Genomic DNA, 13,164 nt, shown 5'->3' on the forward strand with positions numbered 1-13,164 from the left:
TAATAACATGCAAAAATATTTGATCATCATACTCAGTGTTTTATTCTTCAGTTGTAAGAAAGACGACTATAATCTTAACACCAATATGCAGCCGGTGCCAAAACTCACTGCCCCGCTGGATAATAAATATATCAAGCTGCAACCTACCACCAGCGCTACTGTCAGCTTTGAATGGGATCAGGCCCGCGCAGAAGATGGCTCCCTCGTACAATACGAGGTGGCCTTTGATAAAGAAGGAGGCGACTTTTCCGCACCAGTTGCCAAATATGCCTCCGACGGTGGTGGCGTACAAAACAAACTGACGCTGTCGCACAAAGACCTGAACAGCATTGCCGGTAAAGCAGGCATTGCCTCTCTTGCTACCGGCAAACTGAAATGGACCGTACTCGCTGCCAAAGGATATAACATCCAGAAAGCAGCGGAAACAAAACTGATAGAAGTAGAAAGACCTAATGGTTTTGCAGAAATTCCGACAGATGTGTTCCTGACAGGAGATGCTACAGAAGCCGGAGCCGACCTGTCGAAAGCACTGAAACTGAAAGCGACCACCCCTGGTGTATATGAAATTTACACTTCTCTCAAGAATGGTAAATACCATTTCGCGAGCAGAAACACCGGTACACCGAATATCTATTCCCTGAGCGGTACCGCCGTTAAAGAAGGTGGTGAAAACGAACAAACTGCAGGTACCAAGGTATACCGCATCCGCCTCGATTTCAACAATGCGGCTGCAACGGTAACGGAACTGACAACGATCGGTCTCTGGTTTGCCCCGCTGAATAAATTCTTATTTGAAATCAGTTATGCCGGCAATGGTACCTGGAAAGCTCAGAACCAACTGATCACCTTCAAACAGGAATCATGGGGCCGTGATGAACGTTACAAATTCCGCCTGAATGTAAAAGATGCCGATGGCGTTGCCGGTGAAGAATGGTTTGGAAGCGCCAACAGCGATAACAACCGTCCTACTTCCACCACGCCGCTCAGCTTCTGGGAACTGCGTCCTATTGCGGGTAACGACCAGTGGGGCTACTGCTACAAATTCGCTACAGAAGCAGATACCAAGAACTGCGACATCAATGTTTACTTTACCACCGACAAGAACTACACCCACGAAATCATCGTAAAATAAAGACCGCTATGAAGCTGATACGATATTCCCTTTTATTGCTTTCCCTGGCCTTCACTGCATGTTTGAAAGAACCTGTAGATGATGGCCCGGGTCCGGGCGCCAATAAGGCTCGCTATGTTTTCGACTGGGCGCAGATTGCAGATTCATCGCTGCAGGGCGTTACCGGTAACTTCTGGAACGCAGAGAAATATTTCAATGCCAACAGTGGCGGTAGCAATACCTTTAATTACTGGCCCAATGCACACGCACTGGATGTGCTAACGGATGCCTATATACGTAAAAATGACCCTGCTATCAAAGCCCGTATGGACGATCTGCTGGCTGGCATGAAAGTGAAGAACGGCGGCACTTATATCAACCATTTCTATGACGACATGGAATGGATGAACATTGCCTGTTTGCGCGCGTTTGAAGCCACCGGCGATACTAAATACAAAGATGTGGCCGTGCTGCTCTGGAATGATATCAAAGGCGGCTGGGATGATGTTTGGGGTGGTGGTATCCACTGGAATAAGGATAAATCAAAGAACTATAAAAATACACCTGCCAATGCACCGGCCTGTATTATCGCCTGCCGCATGTATGCGTTGACCCAAAACGCAGATGATATTGCCTGGGCAAAAAAGATCTACGACTGGCAGAAAGCCACGCTGGTAGATCCGGCTACCGGCCTTGTATGGGATGGTATTAACCAGGACGGTAGTGGCCAGGTGACCAAGAACTGGAACTTCACCTATAACCAGGGTGTGTTTATTGGCGCTGGCGTGGAGTTGTATAAACTCACCGGTCAGAATATCTATCTCAATGATGCACTGAAAACCGCCAACAATGCGCTTGCCGGTGGGTTTACCAATGCCAATATCCTGAAAGATGAAGGCGCAGGCGATGGTGGCCTGTTCAAGGGCATCCTGGTGCGTTACCTGATGTTGCTCATCACCGACGGCAGCATCAGCAGCACAGACGCTGCCAAATATGCCGCGTTCCTGCAACTGAATGCAGAAACATTATGGCAGAAAGGAACCATGAAGCCACAGGTATTATTTAATAAAGACTGGACCACTACGGCTACCAGCACAGATCTCACAACCCAGCTGAGCGGCGCTATGCTTATTGAAGCAGCCGTGAAACTGAAAAGTATGGGACTGCTCAAGTAATGAAAACAGGAAAGATGGGGAGGAAAACGACGCTTACTTTATGGTGTTTACTGGTAGCCGGCAGTATATTGGCCCAAAGCAACCGGCAAAAGGCTGAGGCATTGCAGAAAGCAGTAGACCGGTATCTCTATGAAAGTAAAACCGGGTTATATATTCAGACCAGTGACCGCACAAAGAATCATAATCCGCATGCCGATCTGTGGGGCCTCTGTGGCCTTATCCAGGCGGCCAATGAAATGGAACGGATGATTCCTGGCAAAGCATATATGGCGCCTGTAATAGGGGCGATCAATCAATACTATGATCCCATTCCTCCTGCACCCGGCTACGCTTCCTACGTGCTGAAGGAAAGAAGGGAAGACCGTTACTATGACGATAACCAGTGGATCGGTATTGCCTACCTCGACGCCTATACGCGAACCGGTAAAAAATGGTACCTGGAGAAAGGGGAGGAGATCTACCGTTTTATGATGACAGGATATGATACCGTGAGCGGAGGCGGTTTGTACTGGAAAGAAGGAGATAATACAACAAAGAACACCTGTTCAAACGGGCCGGGTATCCTGCTGGCGTTGCAACTTTATGATGCCACCCATCAGCAGGCCTATCTCGACACGGCGTTGTTGTTGTATCACTGGGTGAACCGTTATCTGCGCAGTGCCGACGGCGTATACTGGGATGCCATTAAGCCGGCAGAGAACAACCGCATCGATTCCGCTGCCTATACTTATAATACCGGTACCATGCTGGAAGCCAACGTAAAGCTGTACCAGATTACAAAGCAGGGGGCATATCTAAAAGAAGCGCAGCATATAGCCGAAGGAAGTTACCGGCATTTCTTCCGGAATGGCCGCTTCCATTCTTCCTATTGGTTCAATGCGGTATTGCTCCGGGGCTATGAGGCATTGTACAGAGCTGATAGTCAGCCGAAATACATCCGTGCCATGCAGGATTACGCGGACAAAGTATGGGCGCAGGACCGCAATCCCGGCAACAATATGCTGGGCACCCGCCCGGAAAAGGAGTTGCTGGGACAGGCAGGTATGATGGAGATTTATGCAAGACTGGCCGTTATTCAGTAAGGCCTGTTTATATTGAAAAAGCCCGCAACGATCATCGTTGCGGGCTTCGTTATTTTAAGGAGAAAGCGTATTAATATCTTGTGACCAGTGCAATACCCTGATAAGCATTGAGCGTGTTTTCATCCATAAACACTACTTTACCGCCTTTACTGAGTACGGTGTCTATCACCACCAGGGAAACATCTTCCGCTCCTGGTTTACCGGATTCCGCTATAGTACCGTTATCGATAGCGCCCTGGAAGAAATAATTTTTTTCCAGGTACAGTGTTTCAGCAGCGCCGGCTTCCGCAGCCCGGTAAATATCGCCCAGGTCGTTCAGCACCTTCTGTTTGGATTGCGCAGCTTCAATGTCGTTCAGATCTCCCTGTTGTTTATCCGCCATATGCTGTTGGATCAGGGGGAAGGTGACTTTCAGAATTTCGTGAGCAGTTGTATCGTCGTAGCTGCCTGGCGCCGTGGCGATGACTATATTTTTGATATCCATCTGTTCCTGGTAGTAGGCGATGCTTTTGGTGTCGCCCAGGAGGATGACCGGGAGTGGATTTTCATGATAATATGGTTTGAACTTTTTATCCGCCACATTGAAATACTCTTTCAGCAGATCGTCTACGATAGCGTCCTGTTGCAGTTTCATGGGATCTGTGGTGAAATATTGGTTAGCCAGCGGGAAGTCGGCGTTATTGATCTCCCGGATCAGGGTATCATTATATGCTTCCAGCAGACGGATTTTTTGTTTCGCGATGGTGAGGATGTAATAATGTTCCTGTTGTTGCCATGCTTTCAGTAACGGCCTTATTTCAAAACGATCGCCTATTACTACCCGGTCGGTGGTGGCAATGGGCAGTTTAAAAACCTGAACCCCATCTGTATTTGCAAAGATGGCGAGGCTTTCGAGATTATAGTCGTGATTGATTTCCGCTTCTGCGGCTTTTATTTTATCAAGTACGGGCCATACTTCTCTTTTATCATACAGCTCATAGAGCCTGGTTTCCGCTTCCGTTGTCAGTTTTTTTAGCTGGATAGGATCCTGTTTATTATCAGGATGTGTTCTATGGGTAGACAATAATATCGTCACAGCCGGTGCTCCGTGGTATTGACTCAAAGTCATAAGTGCTTGTTCCATGATTTCCGTTTTTTATCCTTAACAAACTGTTGAATACAATGTTTAATTCGTTCTTAAAGGTAACACGGAAGGGGAGGCTGGCACCTGATATAAGTCACTTTACTGGCTGATACTGATCAGTTCACGTTATTATTTTGCTATAATATTACATAATTCCTTAATTTTAGCTTTTTTATTATTAATTTATCGCCGGGAAAACCATTCCTGACCATATAACAGAGAAGAAGACAACTATCCTATCCCTATGAGGCTGATGTTATTGCTGCTTTTTGCTTTTGTGCCGGTGTCTGTTTACGGACAGACAGCTGCGCCGGCGGCTAAAAAGGGGAATCGTGCCACAGAATTCCAGATGAAGGAGGGGAGTTATCTTGCTTTTGCGCAGGTAAATCTGAGTCTTGGTGAAATAGGTTTCCGGGTGGAAGTGGCTTCCGAACATAAAAAGAGCAATGCCCGGTTAGAATTCCGGATCGATAAACCCAAAGGAAAGATTATTGGTACGCTGGATATTCCTTATACAGGCGATAGCACCTATGCGCTCAAACTGACCGGTAATCTGCGTCATGCAGAAGGAGTACACGACCTGTACCTGGTTGCAAAGGGTGGAATGCCATTCAGCATTACTGCTTTCGGTTTCATTTTTAATTATTAGTGTATCCGTTTCCGTTATTTTTTTTGGAAAAAAGAAATAGGTGATTATCTTTGCGCTCCCTGACACGAATATCAGTTGCCCAGATGGCGAAATTGGTAGACGCACTGTGTTCAGGTCGCAGCGCCCGCAAGGGTGTGCTGGTTCGAATCCAGTTCTGGGCACTAACAAAGGTTGTAAGTTTCGGCTTGCAACCTTTTTCATTTATGCCTTACCTATTTTTTCGCACCATTTTCGACACATAATTGACACACTACACCCAAAATTTATATCTTCCGCAAATATTATCCCTGATAACTTATGGACCTGGTAACGCATATACCCGATATCCTTGGTGAAGAACGTTTCGCAAATGCCGGCCTTGTATTGGCCTCCTATGACGATTATTCAGATTATGGCCCCTATCAGATCTGGAGCAATAACGATTTTAGCCTTGAACTGTATTTCAACAGACACAGCTTCGTTAACGATAAATTTCTTGTCATTAATCTGGATACGATCAGCCCAACAGCTGACTATTGGAAGTATAAATCATTGATACCACCATTATTAGCGGAATTTAACGGACAGGAAGAACGCTATATCCTGACCAGTGTCCGCGAAAACCTGAAAGAAAAAGCTATAGAGCAAACCTGGGAATACCCGGAAGAAGAAATAACGGTCCTGATGTCCGGTTCTATGACAGTAAAAGAATAAGTTTGGAGATACGAAGAAGGAGGAAACGCTGTTAAAGCAATTTATACACCCGAATGCAAGCTAAGAGAGAAAAGTAAATTGTACCATGAAAACCGTATTCAGAAAGAGTACTACTATTCTAATGGGCAACGATCCACTTTGTTGGTAGTAGACCGGGATGATATCCCGGTAGGAACAACCACCATTTACCGTGAAGATGGGGCTGTTGCAGCCGTCTTCGACGAACATCCATACCACAAAGCGAAAGAACCTCAGGACCAGCTGGCCACGCCAATCAATTATGTACTGGAAAAATACCACTTGTTAAAACAAGGAGGAGATTTGGGGCTTGCTGATAATGGACAGTCCCCGCGTTTTTTTTACGAGTTCCTGAGAGATATGTTAGGCGCTGATGGGATGTACTATGAAGCACACGATACCTTTGAAGGGGCCAACGAATATATCACCTGCTTTAAACGCTGGGTTACCTTATCTGATTCACCTGTTATCACACAGGAAATCACTGCCAGTGAAACCGCTGACGAGGTATACACCTTTGATATCAGCATCAATGGTGCAGCAGGACAGTTCACCATCAACGGAAGCATGGGCGATTGGATGGATATGAGTTTTCTCAGAAAAGTTAATAATGTGATGAGAAGAAGCGGTGTTTCCTAAAGTTTCTACTTAATCTGGGATGCTGCCTTTGGTTGCGACTTAGTCGTCGTATGCCTTCATGATGCGCTGGCAATGGCTATTTCCGAGATGCTGCGAAGATTGAACCTCGGCTACAGATGGGGAGCGATCGACAATATGCTGGATCACAAAACACCACAATCTGAAGCGCCTTTTTAATGAGAAATAAAGCTAGTGACATCACTGACTTTTAAATAACAAACGGATAATAATTTTTGCACGCTCGTCTATCAATGCTTTAAAATCTTTCCCGGATAACCGGAATAACTTTTTGTATAGCGGCGCCATGATCAATGGATATGATAAAAGGGAAAATAAGTTCATCAGAAAATGGGCGGGATTCATTTTCTCAATTGTTCCTTTCTCCATTTCCTCAGCTGCTTCTTTTAAATAGGATTTTACAGGGTTTGACTGGATATTGTCAATCAGTTTGGTACCTAAGGTATTGATTTCGGTGACCAGGAATGTTTCCTGGTAAGGAAAAGCAATCATATGCCGGAGGAAAAGAGCGATAATGTTTTCTGTTTTGGTTTTAAAAGATTCCGGGGCGGTCATACATTCGTTGAGGCGTTGGCTCAGATCCTGCATCGCATCCTGGAATATAGCAGCAATTAACAGATCTCTTGATCGGTAATAATAATGCAGGGCTGTTCTGTTAACACCAGCGGCATCTGCTATTTCCTGTGTAGTGGCATGAAGTTTTCCTTCTGTAAAAATCAACCGTTTTGCAGTGTCTTTTATAAGTTGTTCCGTTCCCGTATTTTTTATTGGCATATCCTTTAAGTTAAGTTTATTCTGCGGTCAATTCCTATTTCGCTGATGAAATAATCATCATGCGAAATTACGATCAACGTACCGTCATAATTTTTTACAGCCAGGGTCAATACATCGAGACTTTTAATGTCGAGATTATTTGTCGGTTCATCAAGTATCAGCAGATCCGGTGCCTGGTTGCTGACTAATAAACAACTCAAAGATAGTTTCATTTTTTCACCGCCGCTTAGTACTGCACATTTTCTGTCGAAGGTTGCCGGGTCAAACTGTGAAGAAACCAATAATTCCTTTAGGTCATGTTCTTCCAGCCCATGTTTGTTATATGATTGTATCTGTTCATAAACATTTAGTTTAGGATCTATCATTGAATAGTGCTGATCGAGATAAAAATAGTTGAATGGGGCACTGTTGTAATCACCTTCAAAGGGTGTCAACTCCCGTGTAAGGATTCTCAGTAAGGTAGTTTTCCCGCAGCCATTTTCGCCTTCGATCTGTACCCGCTCGCCGGATTTAATCTGGAAGCGCAGATTAGTCCATAAAAATTTATCACTGTACTTAAAATTGATATCTGCGATATCGATAAGCAATTGCCCCGGAGTGAATGCGGGCGTCCTGATATCGATTTTAAGAATTTCGTATTCCTGGATCTGGGCTTTGGTGTTTTCAATATCCTGCAGCAGGGTGGCGATCTTTTCCTCATGTGTATTGATCATTCTTGCAGTACTGCGTTCCGCTTTATTCTTTAAGCCACCGGCAATAATACGCGGTATTGAATGGCTTAATCCTGCCGACCTGCCTTTGAACTCCTGCTGGGCTCTTTGGCCGGCCATATCTGTCGCTTTTTTTTCAGATGCTTTCAATGCTTTGGATTGCTCGTTCAACCGGGCGCGCAATGCATTTACTTTTTCCATTTTTTTTTGCTGATAAAAATCAAAATTTCCACCAAATACTTCAATTCCCTTTTCATTCAGCTCCAGGGTTTTATTCATGAGATTCAATAGTGTTCTGTCGTGACTCACAATAAGCATGGTTGATTTGCTTTGAAGGATCATCGTATATAGCTGCTTCCTGGTTTTGCTATCCAGGTGATTGGAGGGCTCATCCAGTAAAATGAGCTGCGGACTGTTCAGCTCCATTGCTGCGAGAAATGCTTTGGTTTTCTGACCACCGCTCAGGCTTCCCAATGGCCTGTTTTCACTTATGTTTCCAAGGTCCCATTTTTCCAGGGCTCTTTTAACTTTATTTTCGATATCCCAGTCTTCATCCAACTGTGAAAAATGTCTTGCATCAGTGTCTCCTCCCAATATGGCATAAAGTGCCTTCAGTTTCTTATCTGCTTGTAATGCCTTCGCAACAGACCAAGTGTCAAACTCTCCCAGATGCTGTGGCACATACCAGGGGAGTGCTGAAGAGAGAATTTCTCCTGATGTTAATTCAATCTTTCCTGAAAGAATGCGAAGCAATGTTGATTTGCCGGCGCCATTTATTCCCACCAATGCGGCCTTTTCTCCATTATTCAGGATGAAATTCAGGTCATAAAATAACTCTTCATTATCAGGATGCACGTAACTCAATGATTTTATAATTAAGCCCACTGGATTTTCGGTTTTGAATATGAATACTGCCTTTCGTGAAGGCAAATATGCATAAAATATTCATTTTTGTTAGACAAAAATGTTAAGATAAAATAATGGACAGATCAGGGTTTCGGGTAACAGGCGCCCTTTTTTTAGATATATTGCTGTTTTATAATTTATTATACCTGTCAATTAATTTAAAAGCGGCTGTAAGAATGTTTTTTACACCACGTATACTTTTCTTATAGAGAAAGGAAGGACTGGGGTTTAATGATTTTTTAGGACCGGCTTTATGACAGGGGTTCTTTATTGCCGGCAGCCTGAAAACAATTGTATATTTTATTTCTTTGGGCTATGTGTTTGTTTCCATCTTTAGCGGCTATCCAGCGCATGCATAAACGCAATCACCTGCCTGATCTCCTCTGCATTCAGCTGCAATTTCTTTTCACTTAAACTCTGGTTGTGAACCAGGAAACCATTCCCCACACCACCGCCTTCATTATAAAAGTCCATTACTTCTTCCAGCGTGGCGAACACCCCATTGTGCATATACGGCGCCGTTTTCGTCATGTTCCGGACGGTAACTGTTTTAAATGCGTGATCAAACGCCGACAAGCGGCTGCTGTCAAAATAATTATAGCCCAGGAGCGTTTTGAAAACGCCTCTGTCGTAGTCGATATTTTTAGTGCCTTGTTTTTCAGGAACACCCAGTATTTCCGCATCCTGCGTGATGAATTTCGGCGGCAGTACGCCACTGAACAACGGCATATAATGACAGGTACCACAAGCGGCCTTGCCCATGAATAAATTGAAGCCTTTTACCTCTTCGTCGGTAAGGGCCGTATCATCACCGGCCATATAATCATCAAAACGGCTGTTCATGCGTACAAGGCTTCTTACATACGCCGCCAGCGCTTCTGTTACCGCTAGGGAGTCTGGTTGGGCTTTGCCCGGAAAGGCTGCGGCAAACAGTTGTTCATATTTGCCTGAACCGTTAATCGCCTGCAGGGCTGTATGAATCTGGCCACCCATTTCTTTGGGATTATGTACTACATCATTTATCTGTTCTTCCAGGGTTTCTGCGCGCTGGTCATAAAATTGCTGGGGCTGTAGGGCTGCGTTCAGTAGTGATGGCACATTCCTGTCTATCAGCCCTGTGCCGTTCACATCAGGATGTTTGGCCAGGTTTTCTGCGAATGCGGTTTGCGGATGATGACAGGAAGCGCAACTGATACTGCGGTTGCCCGAAAAAGCGGTTTCTGTAAACAAAGCCTCACCCAATGCGGCTTTGGCGGCTTTATGCTCCTGGTTAAGAAAAGGGGAGTAGGCATCTGCATTAAATGCATCCTGATCGAACAGGGTGAACACGTCCTGCCGCAATAAACGGTTGTAACGATAACCCTGGAAATCCAGTTGCCTGCGGAGCTGCTCTATGGCGGTCGTTAACGGATTGGCGTAATGGCGGATGAAAAGAGCCCTGTCGAACTGGTCGAAATCCCGGTTTGCCAGCAGAAAGGCGCTGCTCCGGTTCAGCTGTTGCAGTGAAGCGTTGCCGGCTGTACTATAAGGTGCGAGTGCATCCCGCAAAGCTTGCAGGGCAGTGGCGCATTCCTCCATGCTATTCCTGCTCAGTGGATTATCATAACCGGTGATGCCCAGTGTTTCTATCCGGAAGACTTCCAGTTTTGCTGCATCGAGTATCTGCCAGCCGGCTATAGGGATGCCTGAAAAATAGGATTTGAATACCGTAAGTTTATCAAGGATGATGTCTGTCTGGCCAAGCAGCAGGTTCCGGGAGCTGCTGTCAAATGCGGGAAAGATATGTTCTTCCATCACCTGCAGCCCTGTTGGGTTTAAGATCATATACCCGGGCAGCTCTGCTTCCGCTTTAGGGGCGCCATTAATAAACCTGGCGGAGGCATAGGCGAAGTATTCCGCAGCCCACTCTATCCGTTTGTAATATTTCCTGGCAGTGAGGAAGGAGTGCCGGAGGTCTTCTTCCGAACCCGATCTGATGGCGGGTTGCAGGGAATCCCTGATGTAAAATGAAAAGGCGTCTATATCACGGCAAAGCATTCCCGCAACTTCTTTCGCAGGATCATTGGTTCTGATGGCGAAAGAAGATAACAGCTGTATCATCCCCACCATCAACATAACCACTATTACTATCCGGGAATGCTTCACCTGGTATTAAAATCAGTTTTTAAAATTAAAGGCGCCCTGCAGCGGATTGGCATTTCCATCCCTGCTGTTGAGTGGTTTCAGACCCCAGCGCTTTTCAATAAATGAAAGGATACTGACGGTTTCGTATGGTGTCTGATCTACATAACCTTTTTTGGCAAACGGGGAAATGATAATGGCAGGAATGCGGCTGCCTGGTCCCCATTTATCGATTACGGGCGGTGCCACGTGGTCCCAGAATCCTCCGTTTTCATCATAGGTGAGTATGATCACGGCGTCTTTCCAGTTAGGGCTGTTACGCACCGCATTAATCAGGCTCAAAGCATGCGTTTCTCCCGCAATAACACTGGAATAGCCGGGGTGCTCATTCTGAACGCCCAACGGCTTGATAAAGGATACTGCAGGCAGTGTACCGTCTTTGGCTGCTTTCAGGAAATCTTCTTCATCTTTAAGGTGTTCCTTTTTGGCAGCAGTGCCGTCAGCAAATGACTTGTAGTATATAAAGGGCTGATGGTGATATTGGAAAAATTCATCCGGTTTGCCGGCTATAGCGTCGTTCCAGCCACCGGAATACCAGGCCCAGGAAACATTTTTTTCGCTGAGGCGGTCACCGATAGTAGGATTGGTTTGGTTGGTGACCAGGTTTTCTTTCTTCGAGCCGGCCGGATAAGGCTGGTTTACAGAGTAGATGGTGTTTACCGCATAGCCATCGGGTGTTACCAGACCATCTTTTTCCATCTTGCCATCACTGTTTACTACCGCCCTTATCTCTTTTGGCGCATCCGGGAAATAAGGTGTGGCGGCTGCTATCAGCCATTGATGGTTCAGGAAGGAACTACCGAATGCACTATGAAAGAAATGATCACAGAGTGTAAATTCTTTTGCTACAGGATATAAAGGCAACAACGAGGTTTTGTAATAACCCATGGCAAGACCCGCAGTACTGTTGTAAGCTGCAAAAAGGTTCATCTTCCCGTTATTGATCTGGTTACGCTCCTGGTAATACCGGTGCGTAACATCAGGCGTTTCTTTATCGGCCGGAACATACTGGTCGATGTTGAAATAGCCATTGGGAATATTAGTCGGAAACTCACTTGAACGGGGTATAGCCGGAAGATATTTATAAGGCTCACCCTTGCGATCCAGCTGCAATGCAGATTCTTTTGAAGCATTGGCCTGGCCTTCTGCGCCTTCAAACTGTCCGTAAAGGTTATCAAAACTATGGTTCTCCATATAGATCACTACTACATGGTTCACTTTTTCGATACCGTCCAGTGCCGGTAATTTCGCCGTTTGGGTTTGTCCGGCCTTGCGACTGCCGGAACAGCCTGCCAGAAGGCCCGCCACGACAACAGCGCATAATTTAGCATTCCTTTTCATCATTGTTGTAACTGTTATCCGGTAAAAATAGGGACTGGATTTTTATTTTTCGAATGATATTTTACCAGGAGTCGGTTTAACAGGTATGAACGGGAATGAGTTTTATGAATTAATTTTTGATGAAACTTGCTACAGGAAAGGAAACTGCTGCAGCTATTAGTGAAAGGGAAGGGCGCTGTTAAAGCAGGTATGCCTCTCACCAGGCATTCCCCATCCCCATGAAAGGGGAAGACATAGGCCCATAGAAAGGAGAATACCCACCATAGGTTCCTCTGCTGACACCAATGCTGCCGGAGATAGAAAATGTTTTGTCGTTATTGATATACATCACACCTATTCTGGCATCCGCATTGGCGGAAAAGTTGTTATTGTTAGTCTGCATGAAACCATTTCCCTTGTTCATCACAGGCTGAAAGGGGCCTCCGTTGTAACGGAAAACAGCCGGTGCTACCGACACATCTCCAAAGGCAAACAGGTTCGGCGTCAACTGCCGGTTAAGCTGTAAACCCAATGGCACCGACAAAAAGGACCCACCGCCGCCTTTAAATGCCACAAAACCGGTAGAAACACCGGCATATTTTGTAACAAACCATTTCTTATGAATAGTATTGGTATCGCCCACCTGCTGTGGACGTTTGTAGGCGGATTCCATACCGTTCATGGATCCGAAGGAAGGCGCTGTCTGCGCTTTAGCAGCCATGCCCGACAATAAAATAGCGGCAAAAATGATTGTCCGTATCATAC

General features: G+C 45.6%; 12 protein-coding genes and 1 tRNA gene. 7 read left to right on the forward strand and 6 right to left on the reverse strand.

What is annotated here, in order from left to right; all coding sequences use genetic code 11:
* Nucleotides 1-7: 7 nt before the first annotated feature.
* From BMW79_RS17690 to BMW79_RS17700, 3 genes are read left to right on the forward strand one after another with little or no spacing between them, the layout of a single operon-like run.
* The gene (locus BMW79_RS17690) at nt 8-1,132 is read left to right on the forward strand and encodes a SusE domain-containing protein (protein WP_089897001.1); all 1,125 of its coding nucleotides are present in this window, start codon (nt 8-10) and stop codon (nt 1,130-1,132) included.
* Nucleotides 1,133-1,140: 8 nt separating this feature from the next.
* On the forward strand, nt 1,141-2,286 hold the full coding sequence (locus tag BMW79_RS17695; protein WP_089897002.1) for a glycoside hydrolase family 76 protein: 1,146 nt from the start codon (nt 1,141-1,143) through the stop codon (nt 2,284-2,286).
* A 14-nt stretch (nt 2,287-2,300) separates the two neighbouring features.
* Nucleotides 2,301-3,368, forward strand: a complete 1,068-nt coding sequence (locus tag BMW79_RS17700) for a glycoside hydrolase family 76 protein (protein ID WP_089903877.1) — start codon at nt 2,301-2,303, stop codon at nt 3,366-3,368.
* Nucleotides 3,369-3,438: 70 nt separating this feature from the next.
* On the opposite strand, the gene BMW79_RS17705 is transcribed toward BMW79_RS17700, so the two are convergent.
* Entirely contained in the window at nt 3,439-4,491 is a 1,053-nt protein-coding gene (locus BMW79_RS17705) for an AOC03_06830 family ribosome hibernation factor (protein ID WP_089897003.1), read from the reverse strand.
* Nucleotides 4,492-4,735: 244 nt separating this feature from the next.
* Here BMW79_RS17705 and BMW79_RS17710 point away from each other — a divergent pair, with 244 nt between their 5' ends.
* From BMW79_RS17710 to BMW79_RS17725, 4 genes are all read left to right on the forward strand, one after another.
* Nucleotides 4,736-5,140, forward strand: a complete 405-nt coding sequence (locus BMW79_RS17710) for a carbohydrate-binding protein (RefSeq protein ID WP_089897004.1) — start codon at nt 4,736-4,738, stop codon at nt 5,138-5,140.
* Nucleotides 5,141-5,217: 77 nt separating this feature from the next.
* A tRNA-Leu gene (locus BMW79_RS17715) sits at nt 5,218-5,301 on the forward strand.
* Nucleotides 5,302-5,437: 136 nt separating this feature from the next.
* Nucleotides 5,438-5,833: a hypothetical protein gene (locus BMW79_RS17720; RefSeq protein WP_089897005.1), complete on the forward strand. Its 396-nt coding sequence runs from the start codon at nt 5,438-5,440 to the stop codon at nt 5,831-5,833.
* A gap of 78 nt (nt 5,834-5,911) precedes the next feature.
* Nucleotides 5,912-6,490, forward strand: coding sequence for a hypothetical protein (locus tag BMW79_RS17725; protein WP_089897006.1), 579 nt, complete (start codon nt 5,912-5,914; stop codon nt 6,488-6,490).
* A 198-nt stretch (nt 6,491-6,688) separates the two neighbouring features.
* On the opposite strand, the gene BMW79_RS17730 is transcribed toward BMW79_RS17725, so the two are convergent.
* From BMW79_RS17730 to BMW79_RS17750, 5 genes are all read right to left on the reverse strand, one after another.
* Nucleotides 6,689-7,282, reverse strand: coding sequence for a TetR/AcrR family transcriptional regulator (locus BMW79_RS17730; protein ID WP_089897007.1), 594 nt, complete (start codon nt 7,280-7,282; stop codon nt 6,689-6,691).
* A gap of 5 nt (nt 7,283-7,287) precedes the next feature.
* The gene (locus BMW79_RS17735) at nt 7,288-8,847 is read right to left on the reverse strand and encodes an ABC-F family ATP-binding cassette domain-containing protein (RefSeq protein ID WP_245752569.1); all 1,560 of its coding nucleotides are present in this window, start codon (nt 8,845-8,847) and stop codon (nt 7,288-7,290) included.
* A 384-nt stretch (nt 8,848-9,231) separates the two neighbouring features.
* Nucleotides 9,232-10,998 (reverse strand): cytochrome-c peroxidase, encoded by a 1,767-nt coding sequence (locus BMW79_RS17740; protein ID WP_177192232.1) that lies wholly within the window; start codon nt 10,996-10,998, stop codon nt 9,232-9,234.
* 57 nt (nt 10,999-11,055) lie between these two features.
* Nucleotides 11,056-12,423, reverse strand: coding sequence for an acid phosphatase (gene acpA, locus BMW79_RS17745; protein ID WP_245752571.1), 1,368 nt, complete (start codon nt 12,421-12,423; stop codon nt 11,056-11,058).
* Nucleotides 12,424-12,616: 193 nt separating this feature from the next.
* The gene (locus BMW79_RS17750) at nt 12,617-13,162 is read right to left on the reverse strand and encodes a hypothetical protein (protein ID WP_143059202.1); all 546 of its coding nucleotides are present in this window, start codon (nt 13,160-13,162) and stop codon (nt 12,617-12,619) included.
* Nucleotides 13,163-13,164 lie beyond the last annotated feature (2 nt).

The organism is Chitinophaga arvensicola (assembly GCF_900110835.1).
In the GTDB taxonomy this organism is placed as follows: domain Bacteria; phylum Bacteroidota; class Bacteroidia; order Chitinophagales; family Chitinophagaceae; genus Chitinophaga; species Chitinophaga arvensicola.

Bases quoted from the DNA above. Each gene is read 5' to 3' on its own strand.
- BMW79_RS17700 (WP_089903877.1), top strand. From the start codon at position 2,301: ATGGGGAGGAAAACGACGCTTACTTTATGGTGTTTACTGGTAGCCGGC.
- BMW79_RS17720 (WP_089897005.1), top strand. From the start codon at position 5,438: ATGGACCTGGTAACGCATATACCCGATATCCTTGGTGAAGAACGTTTC.
- BMW79_RS17705 (WP_089897003.1), bottom strand. From the start codon at position 4,491: ATGGAACAAGCACTTATGACTTTGAGTCAATACCACGGAGCACCGGCT.
- BMW79_RS17750 (WP_143059202.1), bottom strand. From the start codon at position 13,162: ATGATACGGACAATCATTTTTGCCGCTATTTTATTGTCGGGCATGGCT.
- BMW79_RS17690 (WP_089897001.1), top strand. From the start codon at position 8: ATGCAAAAATATTTGATCATCATACTCAGTGTTTTATTCTTCAGTTGT.
- BMW79_RS17740 (WP_177192232.1), bottom strand. From the start codon at position 10,998: ATGATACAGCTGTTATCTTCTTTCGCCATCAGAACCAATGATCCTGCG.
- BMW79_RS17695 (WP_089897002.1), top strand. From the start codon at position 1,141: ATGAAGCTGATACGATATTCCCTTTTATTGCTTTCCCTGGCCTTCACT.
- BMW79_RS17730 (WP_089897007.1), bottom strand. From the start codon at position 7,282: ATGCCAATAAAAAATACGGGAACGGAACAACTTATAAAAGACACTGCA.
- acpA (WP_245752571.1), bottom strand. From the start codon at position 12,423: ATGATGAAAAGGAATGCTAAATTATGCGCTGTTGTCGTGGCGGGCCTT.
- BMW79_RS17710 (WP_089897004.1), top strand. From the start codon at position 4,736: ATGAGGCTGATGTTATTGCTGCTTTTTGCTTTTGTGCCGGTGTCTGTT.